At 69.0% G+C, this 16,889-nt stretch carries 8 protein-coding genes (1 of these 8 only partly in view); 3 read left to right on the top strand and 5 right to left on the bottom strand.

Going from position 1 to position 16,889, the window contains the following annotated elements:
• From BLU54_RS00185 to BLU54_RS00205, 5 genes are all read right to left on the bottom strand, one after another.
• Nucleotides 1-7,568: the start of a non-ribosomal peptide synthetase gene (locus BLU54_RS00185; RefSeq protein WP_091903395.1), read on the bottom strand. Its footprint begins 21,691 nt before the window's first position; 7,568 of the gene's 29,259 nt are visible here — the first part of the coding sequence; it begins with the start codon at nucleotides 7,566-7,568; the stop codon falls past the left edge of the window.
• 168 nt (nucleotides 7,569-7,736) lie between these two features.
• Nucleotides 7,737-8,645, bottom strand: a complete 909-nt coding sequence (locus tag BLU54_RS00190; RefSeq protein ID WP_091904416.1) for a YqcI/YcgG family protein — start codon at nucleotides 8,643-8,645, stop codon at nucleotides 7,737-7,739.
• Nucleotides 8,646-8,978: 333 nt separating this feature from the next.
• Nucleotides 8,979-10,490 (bottom strand): cupin domain-containing protein, encoded by a 1,512-nt coding sequence (locus BLU54_RS00195; RefSeq protein ID WP_235837720.1) that lies wholly within the window; start codon nucleotides 10,488-10,490, stop codon nucleotides 8,979-8,981.
• 15 nt (nucleotides 10,491-10,505) lie between these two features.
• Nucleotides 10,506-11,312, bottom strand: coding sequence for a thioesterase II family protein (locus BLU54_RS00200; protein WP_170844954.1), 807 nt, complete (start codon nucleotides 11,310-11,312; stop codon nucleotides 10,506-10,508).
• Nucleotides 11,309-11,539, bottom strand: coding sequence for an MbtH family protein (locus BLU54_RS00205; RefSeq protein WP_091904418.1), 231 nt, complete (start codon nucleotides 11,537-11,539; stop codon nucleotides 11,309-11,311). Before BLU54_RS00205 ends, BLU54_RS00200 begins: the two co-directional genes overlap by 4 nt.
• Before the next feature lie 506 nt (nucleotides 11,540-12,045).
• Between BLU54_RS00205 and BLU54_RS00210 the strand changes: the two genes are divergently transcribed.
• The 3 genes from BLU54_RS00210 to BLU54_RS00220 are packed head-to-tail and all read left to right on the top strand — an operon-like array spanning nucleotide 12,046 to nucleotide 16,834.
• Nucleotides 12,046-13,233 (top strand): efflux RND transporter periplasmic adaptor subunit, encoded by a 1,188-nt coding sequence (locus BLU54_RS00210; protein ID WP_091904420.1) that lies wholly within the window; start codon nucleotides 12,046-12,048, stop codon nucleotides 13,231-13,233.
• A complete protein-coding gene (locus BLU54_RS00215; protein WP_091903400.1) occupies nucleotides 13,227-15,290 on the top strand; it encodes a MacB family efflux pump subunit in 2,064 nt (687 codons plus the stop codon). Before BLU54_RS00210 ends, BLU54_RS00215 begins: the two co-directional genes overlap by 7 nt.
• Nucleotides 15,287-16,834, top strand: a complete 1,548-nt coding sequence (locus tag BLU54_RS00220; protein WP_091903402.1) for an efflux transporter outer membrane subunit — start codon at nucleotides 15,287-15,289, stop codon at nucleotides 16,832-16,834. Before BLU54_RS00215 ends, BLU54_RS00220 begins: the two co-directional genes overlap by 4 nt.
• Nucleotides 16,835-16,889 lie beyond the last annotated feature (55 nt).

Below are 16,889 nucleotides of genomic sequence, written 5' to 3' on the forward strand. Positions count from 1 at the left end.
GCGTCATAGACCGCCTGCGCCCCGTCTGACCAGTCATGACTGACGAATGGCAGGCGCACCTGTCGCTGCACCACCTGCATCGCGTCGCCGCCGTCGGCCCAGCTGAAGCAAGTGCGGAGGATCGGGTGGCGATCCACCGCAGCCTGCCATGCGTCGCGGAGCCGATCGATATCGAGATCGCCGCGCAGCGTGAGACGCTTCTGGTTGACGTAGACGCCGCCGCCCGCCTGCAACAGGCTGTGGAACAGCAGGCCGTTCTGCAGCGGCGTGGCGGGATAGCGCGCTGCCAAGTCGGCATCGCCGGTTATGTCTACCGCAAGCGGCGCGCCGCCTTCGGCCACCGTCCGAACCGGCATGTCGCCCGGGGACGCCGGCTGGCGAGTGGCAATCGGTGTCGCCAGCGCGGCCAGCGAAGCGACGGTCTGCGCCTCGAAGACCTGCCGCGCGCTGATCTTCCAGCCGTCGCGCGCCAGTGCGTTGACAATCTGCACGCTCAGAATCGAGTCGCCACCGATCTCGAAGAAATTGTCTTGCCGTCCAATTCGGGCGACCCGCAGCACGCTCGACCAGGCCCGCGCCACTGCGCGCTCGGCGTCGGTCGCGGGCGGCACGAAACCCGCCGGCGACTGGTCCGACGCTGCCGCGTCCTGTGCTTCGGCAACGGCGCTCCCGTCGCCGTCCGTCGACGGCGCATCGTCAGCGGCAGGCGTCGGCACTGCCAGCAACGCACCGTCGGCGTCGCGCAGCGGCACTTCGCCCAGACGCTGTGCATCGTCGTCGACCAGCGCTTCGAGCAACGCGCACCAGTCGCGCCCCCACGCCGCCACCCGGCTTGCGTCGAACAGTTCGTCGGCATAGGTCATGACGGCGTCGACGCCACCGGCACCGTTCTCCTCGGTGTCGAGCGTCAGCTCGAACTGCGCGCTCCGTCCGCTCAGGTGCAGCGGACTGACGGCCAGACCCGGCAGCGGATCGAAGACCTGCGAATCCGGTTGCCGATGATTCAGCACCACCTGGAAGAGCGGCGTGTGCGCGAGGCTGCGCGCCGGCTGCACCGCATCGACCAGCACATCGAACGGCAGGTCCTGATGCGCTTGTGCGCCGGCCGCATGGATGCGCACGGCATCGAACAGCTGCGCCAGCGTGTCGGCCGCGCGGGCCCGCGCCCGCATCACCTGCATGTCGATGAAACAGCCGATCATCGGCGCCAGTTCTGGCCGCCCACGATTGACGCTCGGGACACCGACGCGCAACTCCCGCTGGCCGGTATGTCGATGCAGCGTGGCCAGATAGGCGGTCAACAAGGTGACGAACAGCGTGGTGCCGCGGCCGCGGGCATAGTCCCGCAACCGACCGGTCAGCGCGGCATCGACTGAAAAGGCATGGCGTGCCGCGCGATATTCGATCGCGCCACCGCGCGGCCTGTCGCTCGGCAGCGCCAGCACCGGATGCCGCGCACCGAGTGCCGACCGCCACCAGTCGAGCTGCGACGCGTACCAGCCGTCGGCGAGCAGACGCTGTTGCCACAGCGCGTAGTCCGCATATTGCACCGACAGCGGCGGCAATGCCGCCACCTGTCCCTCTGAATGCGCGCGATAGTGCAGCACGAACTCCTCCAACAGGCGGTCCACGGACCAGCCGTCGGAGACGATGTGATGCATCGAGATCAACAAGGTGTGCACGTCCGGCGCAACGCGCACCAGCGCCACCCGCAACAACGGGCCACGCAGCAGATCGAAGGGTTGGCGTGCGAACGCGTCGGCGAAGGCCTGGAACGCGTCGGCGTGCGTGTCCGAGGCCCCGCTCAGATCGTGGCGGCTGAACGCGAAGGGACGGCCGTCGTGCACCACCTGCACTGCCGCGGCATCGTCGGTCTGGCCCGGTGCAAAGGTGGTACGCAGCGACTCGTGACGGGCGACGATGCGCTCGAAAGCGGCCTGGACGGATGCCGCGGACAGCGCGCCGCGCAGCCGCAAGCCACCGGCGATATGATAGGCAGAGCTGTCTGGCTGCAGATTCCAGATGAACCACAGCCGTTGCTGCGCGTTCGACAGCGGCAACGCGCCACTTCGCGCGCCGGGGGTCTGATCCGCGGCACGGGTCTCGGCCGCGTCGAGCGCGCCGCCAACCGACCGGGCCGGCGTGGCGGCACGCGATACCAAAGGCGGTAGCGGCGCCGCCTCTGCCGCTTGCGCCAGTTCGGCCAGCGTTTGATGTTCGAAAAGCTGGCGCGGCGCCAGCGCAATCCCGCGCAGCGCCGCTTGCGCGACGACCTTCAATGTCATCAGCGAATCGCCGCCAAGCGCGAAGAAGTTGTCGTCGCGATTGACCCGTGCGACGCCCAGCACCGCACGCCAGACGTCGGCCAGCGCCGCCTCGCGCCCGGCGCGCGGCGGCGTGGCCTGTTCCGCGCCGAACGACGGCGCCGGCAATGCACGGCGGTCGACCTTGCCGTTTGCCGTGAGCGGCATCGCGGGCAGCACGACAATCGCCTGCGGCACCATGTAGGCGGGAAGCACCGCGGCGAGCGCGGCGCGCAGCACGGCCGGCTCCGCTTGGCCCCCTACGTGCGCCACCAGGCGCGCCCCGCCAGGCCCGTCGATCGTGCTGGCGACTGCGGCGTGGATGCCCGGTTGCGCGAGCAGGCACGCTTCGATTTCGCCGAGTTCGATCCGATAGCCGCGGATCTTCACCTGATGGTCGATCCGACCGAGATAGTCCAGCTCGCCATCGGCGCGCCAGCGGGCAAGGTCGCCGCTGCGATACAGCCGGCCGCCGTCGGCCGTGAACGGGTCCGGCACGAAGCGTTGCGCGCTCAGGCCGGCGCGCTGCCAATACCCGCGCGCCAGCCCGGCTCCGGCGACGTGCAACTCGCCCGGTACGCCGATCGGCGCCAACATGCCGTGCGCATCGAGGACGAACAGGCCGAGATCGCCGATGGCGCGGCCGACCGGACTGCGCGCCCCGTGCAGATCGCCAGCACCGATCTCGCGCTCGGTCACGTGCACGGTGGTCTCGGTGATGCCATACATATTGACGAGCCGGGTGCGGGCCTCGCCGAATCGCTCGAACCAGACGCGCAGCGTCTGCGGGTCGAGCGCCTCGCCGCCGAAAATCACCAACCGCAGCGCGAGCGCGTCCATCCCGGGCTCGGCCAGCGCCGGCACTTGCAGCAATTGGCCGAAGGCCGACGGCGTCTGGTTCAAAACGGTCACGCGCTCACGACGCAACAGCGCGAGGAAATCGTCGGGCGCGCGGCTGATTGCGCCCGGCACGACGACCAGCCGTGCGCCATGGCACAACGCACCGAAAATCTCCCACACCGAGAAGTCGAACGCGTAGGAATGGAACATTGTCCAGACGTCGCGTGCGTCGAACTGGAAACTCGGCCGCGTCGCGTCGAGCAGACGACCGACGTTGGCATGGCTGATCAGCGCGCCCTTGGGCTGGCCGGTCGAGCCCGAGGTGTAGATGATGTACGCCAGGTTATCGGGACGTACCGTGACGTGCGGGTCGGCGAGGACCGCGTGCGCGGCGCCGTCGATACCGGCCGGCCAGCTGACGTCGGCAGCAGCGTCGGCATCGGCGTCGGCGTCGGCGTCGGCATCGAGCAGCACCGTGGCGACGCCGGCAGGCACCGGCAACGCCTCGCGGACGTCCGAATGGGTGAGCAGCAGCGCAATCCTGCTGTCCGTCATCAGGAATGCGAGACGGTCGCTCGGATAGTGCGGATCGAGCGGCACGTAAGCGCCGCCCGCCTTCAAGATCGCCAGGATCGCGACCACCATGTCGAGGGAACGATCGAGCGCGAGTCCGACCCGGACTTCGGCACCGACACCGCGTGCGATCAATGCGTGCGCGAGCCGATTGGCGCGCGCGTTGAGCGCCGCGTAACTGAGCGAGGCGTCGCCGCAGGTGACGGCGATGGCATCGCCTCTGCGCGCGGCCTGCGCGGCGATCCGCTCATGGAGGACCGGACCCGGCGCGACGTGGCGGCGCGCGCTCCACGCCAGCAGCGCCGCTTGCTCGGCGTCGCCGAGCAGCGACACCGTCCTGACCGCTTGCGCGGGTGCGTCCACCAGCGCGGCAACCGCCGCGCCCAGGTGGTCGGCGAGCCGCGCGACCGTCGCCGCGTCGAATAGATCCGCCGCATAGCGGAAACGCGTGACGAGCGCGCCGTCGTCGAAGGACTGAACGTCGAGGGTCAGGTCGAACTGCGCATGACGCGCATCGAGCGTTTCGTGCCGGACGCGCACGCCTGGCCAGTCAGCATGCCAGCGTACGTCCTGCTCGACGTGGTTGTACAACACCTGGAACAGCGGGCTGTGGCCCAGCCCCCGATCCGGCGCCACCGCATCGAGCAGCGCGTCGAACGGCAGATCCTGATTGCGCTGCGCGTCGAGCGCGGCAGACCGCACGTGCTGCAGCAATGACGAGAGCGATGCGCGCGGCGCCACCTCAAGCTGCACCACGACGGTATTGACGAAGAAGCCCATGATGGCTTCGCTGCCAGGCACGCCGCGATTGGCCAGCGGCAAGCCGATGCGCACTTCGTCGCTGGCAGTATGGCGCCGCAGGACGAGCGCGAGTGCGCTCATCACCAGCATGGCCGGCGTCACATCATGCGCGAGCGCGGCGTCACGCAGCCGGGCTTGTACGTCCTCTGGCAGGGCGAACGCGTGCTGCGCCTGCAAGCGCCCGGCGCCCGCCGCCCGCGGGCGATCCGGCATGATCTGCGCGGACGGCTCGCCGCCCAGGCGCGCCGCCCACGATGCCACGGCCCGCTCAAGTCCCGGCGCGTCCTCGCGCCCGCTTTCCCACGCTGCGTAATCCGAGTAACGCAGTGCATCGTTGCGTGCAACCACGCGCGGCGTCACGCCGCCACACGCCTGCCGATAATCGCCCGCGAGGGTCTCGACGAAGCGCTGCATCGACCAGGCATCGCAAACGATATGATGCAGGGCAAGCACCAGCCGGCTTTCCTGCGCCGGACCGACCAGCAGCACCGCGCGCAGCAGCGGACCGCGCCGCAGGTCGAACGGCGCATCGAGACATGCCTGCGCCCGTTCGCGCACAGCCTGCTCGAAGGCATCGGCGCTCGCCGTGTCGCGAAGATCCACGCGCGTGGCGACGAACGGCGGCATCGCGGCCACTGCGGCGATACACTGCGCCGGCTCGCCGTTCGCGTCCGCCTCGAACGTCGTGCGCAAGGCCGCGTGCCGCTGGACGGCGGCATCGAGCGCGGCGTTGACGGCGGCCTCGTCCAGCGGGCCATGGAACGACAGCATGCCGCCGACGTGGTATGCGGTGTCCTGCGAATCGAGATTCCACGCGAACCACAGACGACGCTGCGCGTGCGTGAGCGGCGCGCGCGCGTCACAGTCGGGCATCCGTACCAACGGCCGCGTAGCGCGCGAAATCGCGGTTGCCTCGTCGACCCGCGTCGGCGTGCCTGGGGCGGTGCCTGAGGCGGCGCTTGCCGCAGCGCCTGCGGCCCCACCGTGGGCCGCCGCAGCCGACGCGCACGCTGCGGCACGCCCGTCGAGCAGCGCGGCGGTCGCCGCCAGCCGAGGTTGCGCGAAGACGTCTACGACCGTATATGGCACCGACCATTCGGTCTGGATGCGCGACGCGAGCTGCACGGCGCGTATCGAATTGCCGCCGAGTCGGAAGAAATGCGCGTCGGCGTCCACCGGGCGCGACAACACTTCGGACCAGACTGCCTGCAGGCGCGCGACGGTGTCACCTCGGGCGGCATCGGCGCTGCCGACAGACGTGCCCGCAAGCGCGTTTGCGGGATCAGTCGCTGCCTCGCCGCCTGTCCCGGACGCCGCCGCTGCGGGCGTCGTATCGACAAGCTCGACCACGCCGTTCGTGCTGATCGCATAGGCGTCGAGCGAGCGTTCGCGCCAGCCGCGCGCGGCCGCGGCGCGCTGCAGCTTGCCGCTGGACGTTTTCGGCAGGCCGCCCGGATTGAGCAGGACCACCACGGCAAGCGGTTCGCCGAACAGCGGCGCGACCACTGCGTCCAGTTCCTCGACGATCTGGGCCGGCGTGAGCAATTTCTGGGTTCGGCGCGACACTTCGGCAGCAAGCCCGATGCCTTCCCCATTCGCTCCCGAGACCGCGAACGCGGCGACGCGTCCCGCGCGCACGATGTCCAGCTCCGCCTCGATCGCCTGCTCCACGTCCTGCGGATAGAGATTGTGGCCGCGCACGACGATCATGTCCTTCAAGCGGCCGGTCACGTATAGTTGGCCGTCGATCAAGCGACCGAGATCGCCGGTGCGCAGCCAGCGTCCGGTGCCATCCTCGATGAATGTCGCCGCGGTCGCCTTCGGCTTGCGCCAATAGCCGGCCGCCACGCTCGGCCCGCTGACCTGAATTTCGCCATCCGTGCCGTCGGCCGCGGCGCCGCTGACCGGATCGAGCAAGCGCAGCCGATGTCCGGTCGGCAGCACGCCGCACGCCACCCATTGCTTATCGGCGCCCTCGACCGCGTGCGCGCGTGCGCCGATCGGCGCGGTGACGCTGCTCAACCCTGCGCCGCGTTGCACGCCGGTGACCAGCAGCGTCGCTTCCGCAAGGCCGTAGCAAGGATAGAGCGCCCGGGCGTCGAAGCCGAAGGCCGCGAAACGCGCCGCGAAATCGCGCATCGTGTCGTGTCGCACGGGTTCGGATCCGGAGAAGGCAACCCGCCAGCAGGACAGGTCGATGCCGTCCATCTGCGCGTCGCGCACGCGCTCCGTCAACAGCCGATAGGCGAAGTCCGGCCCGCCGGAGATGGTGCCGCGATGCTTCGCGATCGCCTGCAGCCAGCGCACCGGTTGCGCGAGAAAGAAATCGGGCGACATCAACACCAGCGGAATGCCGGAAAACACGGGCTGCAGCAGCGTGCCGATCATGCCCATGTCGTGCGGCAGCGGCAACCAGCTGACGAACACGTCGGTCTCGCCGACGCCCAGACGCTCCTTGATCGCGATCTCGTTGGCGATCAGGTTCGCGTGCGTGACCATCACGCCCTTCGGGTCCGACGTCGAGCCGGACGTGTATTGCAGGAAGGCCAGGTCGTGCGGCGCGATGTCGATCGGCGTGCCATCGTCCGCGGCGTCGGCTTGCGGCATGTCGCTGTCGTCCTGCGCGTCGATCACGAGCAGTTCCGCGGGCGACTGATACTCGTCCAGCAGCGTGCGCGCGAGCGGCGCCTGAACCGTGCTGACCAGCACCCAGCGCGGCGCCGCATCGGCGAGCATCACTCGCAGACGTTCAGCGTAGGCGTCGCGGCTGCGGCTCGGCGCGAAGGCGGGAGTGGCAAGCACCCCGGCGTAGAGGCAGGCGAAGAACGATGCGAAGTAGCCCGCACCGCTGTCCATCAGCAGAATGGCCCGCTCGCCTTTGTAACGTCCGGCGCCCAGACGCGCGGCGAGCCGCCGCGCCTGTCGATCGAGCGTTGCATAGCTGTAGCTGCGTTCGCCCTCCGCATCGACGCAGGTCAGGCCGATCGTATCCGGGCGCTCGTTCGCCAGTGCCCGCAGGCGCGCCACCATGTGCTTCGGAGTGTTGGACATCGGATTGCCTGACGTGCTGTGCGGACCTTCGCCGCGATTCCTGGAATGCGCCTCGCGGCGCCGTTGCTTGCGCGTTCGCGCTGGGTGCCACGTGCGCGCGTCGGCGGCCCTATCGGTGCGGGCCGCCGTGCCCGGCTAGGGCAGCCGGAGCAGTGCAATGCAGCGTACTCATCCGCCGTCGCGCCGCGCCGCGCCGCCTCGTTCGCCGCCTCGTTCGCCGCCTCGTCCGCCGCCTCGTTCGCCGCCTCGTTCGCCGCCTCGTTCGCCGTCCCGCTCACCAGCCGGTTCGGCATCATCGATGCGGCGGCGCAAGCGCTTGAGAAACGGACAGCGCTCGGCGGCCGGCTCGTTGCCGTCCGATAGGAAGTATTGCTTCCATTCGAGATTGCCCGGGTCGCCGTAGAAGCCAAGGTCCGGGTGCGGCGCGACGGCGTCCCATTTGCGCAGACGCTCGCGCACCTGCTCGCGTGCCTGGCGGCCGATCACCTTGTTGGTGATCGTGTCGACGAACACCGCGCGCGGCTGGAACAGCAGCACCATGCCTGGCCCCAGGCTGCGGCTGCGCCGGCGGTCGAACGACGGGCACGCGCACACGACGAACATCTGGATGCCGCCGTAGGAGAACTCCCAATCCTCGTCCGATGGTGGCGGCTGCTCGTCGGCAGCCGGATCGGGATCGCGCTCATGCAAGTCCTGCAGCGTCTGCCAGAACAGGTCGTGGTAGGCCTCGTGCGTGCGCGGCGTCGGATCGGGCGTGTAGAACACGGCAATGTTGTGGCGCCGGAATTCCGGCTGCGCGGCCAACCGCGTGAACGTGCGCATGGTCTCCGGCAAGGTTCGATCGTCGGCGCCTTCGACGAAGGCATAGAACATCTCGCCGCGCCGCTCCGCGATCGTCCCGAAGAAGCACGGATATTCCGGGTGCATCACATGACCGCGCAGCGTCGCGTAGGAGTCGGCCAGCCACGGCGGCAGCGCCACGTCCCCCACTTGATCGGCGCGGATCACGCGGCTTCGCCAATCGCTCGCACCTGTCTGGCGCGGCTTGGCGAGGACGTCGGAGGAGTCAGGCTGCATGAACATCTCCCTTCGGGACGGTATGCCGGACCTTGCCGGCTCGCGGGTGCGACCGCACGGCCGGCGCGCCGAACGCGCCGACGCGGCAACACGTGATCGATGAACGTTTCTGAACTACAACTACGATGCCGCCCGCGCCGTCACGTCCGGCGCAACATGCCGGATGCGTCGGACATGACGGCACTGGGCGTTGCCGCGGGGACACTGGACCTTCGGCACTAAACAGTGGGCCGTGAACCTTGAGTCAGCCCCGCCCGCCGCACGAACCGCGGCGACCCTCATGGCGCCTCATGGCGCTTATGGCGCTTATGGCACTTATGTCGCTTATGTCACTTATGGAACTAAAGGCACCGACGGCACCTGTGGCACGGCCGTCGCGACGCGAGCTGTATCGCCGCCACCGGCCGCGCCGGTCAACTCCGCGATCCAGTCGTCCGGAATGATGGGCTGGTGGTAGGTGCATTCCGCCGACACCACCGTCGAGCCGTGCAAACGACCGTCCGGGATCAGAACGCTGTCGCCCTGCTTCATCTTCAGCTGCATGCCGACATTGCCCCAGAAAATCATGTCACCAGACTCGATCACCACCAAGCGGTGGTCGTTGTGCACATGGGTGGTCGAACACATCTCGCGCGGCTCGACGAATGTTTCGCGATCGATATCGGGACACTCCGCGTCGATGCGGCCTTCGACCTGCTTGGCGAACGCGCAATAACGCTCGATCGCCGACAGCCAACGGAGCTGTTCGCCCATGTCCCAGCGGGCGCGAGCGGCAAGCAGCGTCGCCGCACCCAGGCCCTGGCCAAGACGTACGAGCGGCAGCGCGCCATATTGCGCGTCGAGCGCCGCGAGCGCATCACTGAAGCGCGCCAGCAACGACGCGAACGGATCGCCGGCCGAAACCGACTGGCCGAGCATGGCGCCGGCGCCGCCTGCGAAGCCGGTCACCAGATGCGGACACGCCTCGCCCAATGCCGTGATGAAGGCCAGCATCTCCGCTTCCGCCGCGAACGCCGCGCCGATCAGCGCAAACGCCCGGTCGGGCCGGGTGCCGAGCGCGTAAAGCAGATTCGCCTTGGCTAGGCTCGTCGGCAGATAGAACTGCCAATAGGAGTGCTGACGGCGACCGAGGTCGAGCGCCGCGGCAACGCGCGACAGCAGCCCGTCCTGCAGCCGATCGCTCACCGAAGGACGCAGCTCGGGCGCGAGCGCATCGAAGTAACCCGCGGCCTCGGCCCGCGCGACCGCCACGCGGCGCGACGGCGCCAGGCTCCACCGCTGAATCAACGCGAAACGAAGGCCTTCCATCAGGTAGTCGTTGCGTTGCAGCAGCGCGAACATGTCGCACCAGAAGCGGCGCTCTTCTTCGAACAGTGCGCGCAACCCCTCGACCTGCCGCGTCGCGTCGCTGAAATTGTCGCCCTGCTCGCCGAGGAAGGTGAACGCGTAGTTCTCCAGGAACGGACGAATCCGCGCGCCCATGACCTGATTGCGCTCTCCATAGAATGCGTCGGACGCCTCGAACGCGGCCGCCAGCTCGGCCGGCGAACCGGCGCGCGGCATGCGGGCGACGCCAACCTCGTTGATGCACATCAGCAAGCGCTGCGATGCGAGCATCGGCAGACGACTCACCGTCTCCGCCCGAACCGGCTTGCGGAACTGCAGGAAGTCCAGGTCTTCCGGGCGCAGCGGGCGCCGGTAGAAGTCTTCGTCCAGCTCCAGCTCCTCCACCACCGCACTGCGGAACGCCGTGTGGGAGGCGAAGTCGCGGATCAGCGGGAGCAGTTCGTCGCGCCGCTCGACGAAGGGTGCGAAATCGAACAGCGGGGACGAGGCAGCCACCATGTCGGTCTCCTGGAATCAGGCGCACGCTCGGGTCACGGCGGCCGGAGCCGACAGTGCTTTGCCGAGATGCGTGAGCACCTGCCCGATCAGTGCCGGGCGATGCGTGTTGATGAAGAAATGTCCGCCCGGCAAGTGCGCCGCGGCGAATGAGCCGGTCGTCTCGCGCGCCCAGGCGGGCTCGTTGTCCGGCACCATGCAGCGCGCGTCGTCGACACCATTGACGGCCAGCAACGGGCAGTCGAGCGGCAGGCGCGATGGCGGGTCGTAGGTGCCGCACAGATGGAAGTCGGCGCGCAGCATCGGCGACACCAACTCCATGAATTCCTGGTTATCCAGCAAACTGTCGGGCATGCCGCCGAGTCGCCTGACTTCGGCGAGAAAGGTGGCTTCATTACAATCGAGCCAATGCGTCTCGCGCGTGCGAAGCGCCGGGGCGAGGCTGCCCGACGCGCCGAACCAGGCCGGCCCGGCGCCCAATCGGGCGCGCAGCGCGTGCGCCAGTTCAAGCCCGACGAGCGCGCCCATGCTGTGGCCGAAGATCGCGTAGCGGCCCTCGCCGCGGGCGCGCAGCGCGGGCATGACCTGTTCCAGCAGGTCGTCGAGTAGCGCTGACCACGTATGCGAAGCGGCTTGCGCATGCCGCACGCCACGTCCGCGCAGATGCACCGGCACGACTTCCACCCAGTCCGGCATCATCTGCGGCCAGTCGCGAAACAGCGCGGCACTGCCGCCGGCATACGGCAGGCAGAGCAGACGTATGGGCCCGTCGACCGACTGCCGCGAAGCACATGGCAACTGCCGCGGCGACTGCGGCGATGTCACGACTGGGCGTCCGCCGGCCGCGGCGCGCCGTCCATTGCCTGCCTCAGGCTGAGTGGCCGCATGTCGGTCCAATGGGTCTCGATGTAATCGAGACACGCCTGCTTCGGTCCCTTCATGCCGACCGCTCGCCATCCGCCCGGGATCGCCTTGTAGCTCGGCCAGATCGAATATTGTTCTTCGTGGTTGACCACCACTTCGAACTCGGCACTATCGTCGTCCCAACTCATGATCTTCTCCAGTGACGCGGCGCCGGCCGGCGCCCCGGTCAGGGCGCCGTGCAAGCGCAGTCGTCGGTGTCGTGTCGTCGCGCGCGCGCCGGCCAGACGGCAATGCGGCGCGCCCGCTGCGTAGGTGGTGCGGGGCCGACAACGCGCCCTACTCCAGTACTGCGCCGCTACCACCCGCAGCGCCGGCCCACGGTCGCCGTCGCGAACCAGCCCAGCCGCATGTCGGCACGCCGCCGTACCTGAAAACATTGCCGGCGCGACGGCAATCCTCTCAAAAATGAGAATCATTACTGTTTGCCGTCGCAATTTACCGAACTGGCTGACTGCCTGTCAATCGATTGCTACGTGCATCGCAGGGGTTAAGGAAAACCGTCATCGATGCGTAATGAGAATCGTTATATACTCGACGCTCTTTGCCGGCGCCACGGCCAGCCCTCGATCCGCCGTATGGCACGACCCTGCGCCGCTTGCACCGGCCGACGCGCGCGGCCTCGAACCGTGAGCCGATGCCGACCCGTTTGCGCCGACCACTGATCTTCCTGCCGCTGGTTGCCGCCGCACTCGGCGCGCTGCTCTGGCTCCTGTTCATCCGCAGCCGCGAGTCGATAGAAACGACCACGATCCGCACGGGCGACATCGAAGTCAGCGTCACCGCGCTCGGCACGCTCCAGCCGCGCAACTACGTGGACGTCGGGGCGCAGGCGTCGGGCGCGATCCGCCGCATCGCGGTACAGCCGGGCGATGCCGTCCGGAAAGGCGCATTGCTCGCCGAGATCGATCCCGCCGTCCAGCAGGCACGCGTCGACGTTGCGCGCGCGTCGCTCGCCGCCCTGCGCGCGGAACTGGCCGAACAGCGCGCGGAACGCGAACTCGCCGGCCAACGGATCGCGCGGCAGCGCCAGATGCTGGCCGATGGCGCGACGCGGCTCGACGATCTGCAAAGTGCGCAGGCAACCCTGCGGGTGGCCGAGGCGCGCGTCGCCAAGCTGCGCGCGCAGATCGACGGTGCGATGTCGGGCCTGGCCGGGGACGAGGCGCAGCTCGGCTACACGCGCATCTACGCGCCGATGTCGGGCACGGTCGTTTCGCTCGACGCCCGGGAAGGCCAGACGCTCAATGCCACCTACCAGACGCCCAGACTGCTGCGGATCGCGGATCTGTCGCGCATGACGGTATGGACCCAAGTGTCCGAGGCGGACATCGGCCGGATCACGCCGGACATGCGGGTGTATTTCACGACGCTCGGCGGCCAGACCGATGCCGGTCCGCGCCGCTGGAGCGGACGCCTGCGGCAGATCCTGCCCGCGCCGCCGCGGCCGACCGACCAGGACGAACGCAGCACGGCGGCCCCCGCGGCGCAGGGCGCGGGCAAGGTTGTACGCTACACGGTGCTGGTCGATGTCGACAACAAGGATGGCGCGCTGATGCCCGAGATGACCGCGCAGGTGTTCTTCGTCACCGCGGCGGCGAGGGCGGTCACGCTCGCGCCAATGGCGGCGCTGCAGCTCGGCGACGCGGGACGCAGCGAATACCGCGCGCGAGTCTTGAGCGACGGAAACGTCGTAACGCGGCAGGTGAAGATCGGCGTGCACGACCGCGTCAGCGGCGAGGTGCTGTCGGGTCTGCGCCCGGGCGATGCATTGATCACATCGATCAAGCACGTCCGCGCCGCCGCCGGACGTTTCCAATGGTAAGGCCACTCGGCGGCGCGAACGCCGCACCGGGACGGCTCGGCAACCCCGTCGGCGGCCCGCCGCTGCTCGAACTGCAAGCGGTGCGCCGGCGCTACGGCGGTGGCGAGACGCCCGCCGTCGAAGTGCTGCGCGGCGTGTCATTGCGGATCGCGCGCGGCGAGTTCGTCGCGATCGTCGGCGCCTCGGGTTCGGGCAAGTCGACGCTGATGAACATCCTCGGCTGCCTCGATCGGCCGAGCGAAGGTTGCTACCGATTCGCGGGGCATGAGATCGGCACACTCGATGCCGATGCGCTGGCCTGGCTGCGCCGCGAGGCCTTCGGCTTCGTGTTCCAGCAATATCACCTGATCGCGACGCTCGACGTGTTGCACAACGTCGAGGTGCCCGCCGTCTACGCAGGCTATCCGGAAGCGGCCCGTCATGAACGAGCACGCGCGCTGCTGGCGCGACTGGGCCTTGAGGACCGCCTCGGCCATCGGCCGCAGCAGTTGTCGGGGGGGCAGCAGCAGCGCGTGTCGATCGCGCGGGCGCTGATGAATGGCGGCCGCATCATTCTGGCCGACGAACCGACCGGCGCGCTCGACAGCCGTAGCGGCAGCGAAGTGATGGCCTTGCTGCGCGAGCTGTCCGCGGCGGGACATACGGTGATACTGATCACCCACGATCGGCAGATCGCCAGCCAGGCAGCGCGGGTGATCGAGATCAGCGATGGCGTCGTCATCTCGGATTCGGCCCGCGCCGACGCGCCGACCCTACCCTCCGTTCACGACGACGCCAGCGGATCGGACACGCTGGACGCGCAGGCCAAACCCGATCCCGCCGACGACGATTTCGCCGCCGAACTGGCGCGCGGCGTGGCGCGGCGCATCTCACCGCTGACCGAGCTGCGCGAGGCGCTGCACATGGCGGGCCGCGTGCTGCTCGCGAACCGCTTTCGCACGGTCTTGACGTTGCTCGGCATCATCATCGGCGTGGCCTCGGTCATTGTCATGCTCGCGGTGGGCAACGGAACACGCGCCGAAGTCATGGCGCAGATCTCGACCTTCGGCGCCAAGCGTCTCTACGTGCTGCCGGGCGCGGAGGACCGGGGCAGTCCTGGCGGCACGCTGTCGGAAGCCGACGTGGCGGCAGTGGCCACTGTCCCCAACGTCGCAATCGCCATGCCGTTCTATGCGGGCCATGCGACGCTGCGCGTCGGCCACGTCGACACGGACACCGCCATCTGGGCCGTCACCGCCGACGCGCCGGCGGTGCTGAGCTGGCCCGTGATGCAGGGCGCCTTTTTCTCCGCCGCCGACGACGACCGGCTGGCAACCGTGGCGGTTCTCGGCACACACATTGCCGCGAAACTGTTCGGGCGTGTCGACCCGCTCGGCCAGTACGTGCTGATCGACGACGTGCCGTTTCAGGTAATCGGCATACTCGCCAGCAAGGGCGCGACCTCGGGCCAGGCAAACGACGACGACGTGATCATGGTGCCGGCCCGCACCGGCAGCCGACGGCTGTTCGGCAAGGCAGACCTGTCGTGGATTTCAGTCCTGATCCGCAGCGTCGAACGTGCCGACGAGACGGTCGCCGAAATCGGCGCCGTCCTCGAGCGCGTTCATCATCGCCGCGATTTCCGCGTTTACAACCAGGCGGCAGCCGTCGAAGCGGAAGGCGCCGCGCAGCGCACGCTGACCATGACGCTCGGGCTGATCGCCGCAATCTCGCTGGTCGTCGGCGGCATCGGCGTCATGAACATCATGCTCGTCACGGTCAAGGAGCGCACACGGGAGATCGGCATACGGATGGCTTGTGGCGCGCGGCAGCGCGACGTGCTGCGACAGTTCCTGACCGAAGCGATCCTGCTGTCGGCTGCCGGCGGTCTGGCCGGCATCGCGGCCGGGCTGCTCACCGGCGGCGCGCTGCTGCTCCTCGACGTGAACCTGATCTTCTCGGTGCGAGCGATCCTTGCCGCCTTCACCTGCGCATTGGCGACCGGCCTCGTCTTCGGCTACATGCCGGCGCGTCAGGCGGCGCGTCTCGACCCGATCGCCGCACTGGCCGGGCCATGACGACGACGACTCGAAAACGCCGCCCTGCGCGCTGCGACCCTTGCGGCGGGTTCAGTGCGTTCTTTCGCCTGCTGGCGCGTCGCGCGTCGGTGCGCTGGCCGGGCGCTGCCGGCGCGGCCGCGCTGTGTGGGTTGCTGTGTGCCGCCTGCACGCTTGACGCCGCGCCCACCGCCCGCGGCGTCAGCGTGCCGCCCACCTGGCAGAACGCGGACACTGCATCGCATGACGGCGCAGCGCAGGTGACCCGCCACTGGTGGCGCGTCTTCGGCAACGCCGACCTGAACCGTGTTGTCGAAGCGGCCGGGCGCGAAAGCAACGAAGTCGCGGTCGCCGCGGCCCGCGTCAGGCAAGCGCAGGCCGTCGCGCGAATGAGCCGGGCCGCGACGCTTCCGGATGCGTCGCTCGATGCCACCGGCTACCGCCAGGGCAGCGGTGCATCCTGGAATGACAGTCACCCGTGGGGCACCAGCCTCGACCTGACCGCGCACTACGAGGTCGACTTCTGGGGCGGACTCGCCGCGGCACGCGACAGCGCCGAAGCGCTGACGCGTGCAAGCACCTTTGCGCGAGACACGGTCGCATTGACAGTCACCGCGGGCGCGGCACAGCTATGGCTGCAAAGCGCCGGCTTGCGCGACAGACAACAACTTGCCCGTGCATCGCGCGACGCCGTGGCGCAGACATTGCGGCTTGTCGAGGCCCGGCAGCAGGCGGGCGAAGCCAGTGAACTCGACGTCGTGCAACAGCGAACGCTTCTTGCCCAGTTGACCCGTACCGAACGCGCGCTGCAGGAACAGACCGTCGCCAGCGACAACGCGCTTGCACTGCTGCTGGGTCGACACATCGGCGATCTGATACTGCGGCCAGCGCCGCTTGCGTCGCTGACCATCCCGTCGGTCGACGCAGGCATGCCGTCGGCGCTGCTCGCACGGCGTCCCGATATCGCGCGCGCCGAAGCCGAACTGAGCGCGGCAGACGCGGACGTGGTCGCGGCACGGGCGCGGATGCTGCCCTCGTTCGATCTGCTCGGCGCGCTGCATTTTGGCCTGCCGTTGCGCACGATCATCGAAAGTCCGCTGTCGAGTCTCACCGCGACGCTCAGCGCGCCGCTGTTCGACGGCGGTCGCCGCGCGGCCGACCGCGACCTGCAATTGGCCAGGCAGGACGCGGCGTTGATCAGCTATCGCGCCGCAGTGGTGGCTGCGCTGGCCGATGTCGAAACCGCGTTGAACGCGGTCCGCGGGCTCGCCGCGCAGGCCTCGGCGCAGGATGTGGAAACGGCACAGGCGCAGCGCGCACTGGCCATCGCCACGTCTCGATACCGCGCTGGCGCCGAGACGATGACCACGCTGCTCGACGCGCAGCGAACATTGTTCAGCGCGCGCGATGAAGCGGTACAGCTTCGGCAGGCGCGCCTGCAGGCCGCCGTTTCGCTCTATAAGGCGTTGGGTGGCGGCTGGGGCGACGAACTGACCGCGCAGGCCGCCGGCGTGCGTGCAACGGCGGAGGGCAGCGCAATGGACGACGGTACGGCCGGTCCGTGACGTGCGCGGCCGGCGGCGCGCGCTATGCTGCGGAACCGTCGCCCGCCATCAGCGA

The organism is Chitinasiproducens palmae (genome assembly GCF_900095735.1).
Taxonomy (GTDB): Bacteria; Pseudomonadota; Gammaproteobacteria; order Burkholderiales; family Burkholderiaceae; genus Chitinasiproducens; species Chitinasiproducens palmae.

Bases quoted from the DNA above. Each gene is read 5' to 3' on its own strand.
- BLU54_RS00190 (WP_091904416.1), bottom strand. From the start codon at position 8,645: ATGCAGCCTGACTCCTCCGACGTCCTCGCCAAGCCGCGCCAGACAGGT.
- BLU54_RS00220 (WP_091903402.1), top strand. From the start codon at position 15,287: ATGACGACGACGACTCGAAAACGCCGCCCTGCGCGCTGCGACCCTTGC.
- BLU54_RS00195 (WP_235837720.1), bottom strand. From the start codon at position 10,490: ATGGTGGCTGCCTCGTCCCCGCTGTTCGATTTCGCACCCTTCGTCGAG.
- BLU54_RS00215 (WP_091903400.1), top strand. From the start codon at position 13,227: ATGGTAAGGCCACTCGGCGGCGCGAACGCCGCACCGGGACGGCTCGGC.
- BLU54_RS00210 (WP_091904420.1), top strand. From the start codon at position 12,046: ATGCCGACCCGTTTGCGCCGACCACTGATCTTCCTGCCGCTGGTTGCC.
- BLU54_RS00205 (WP_091904418.1), bottom strand. From the start codon at position 11,539: ATGAGTTGGGACGACGATAGTGCCGAGTTCGAAGTGGTGGTCAACCAC.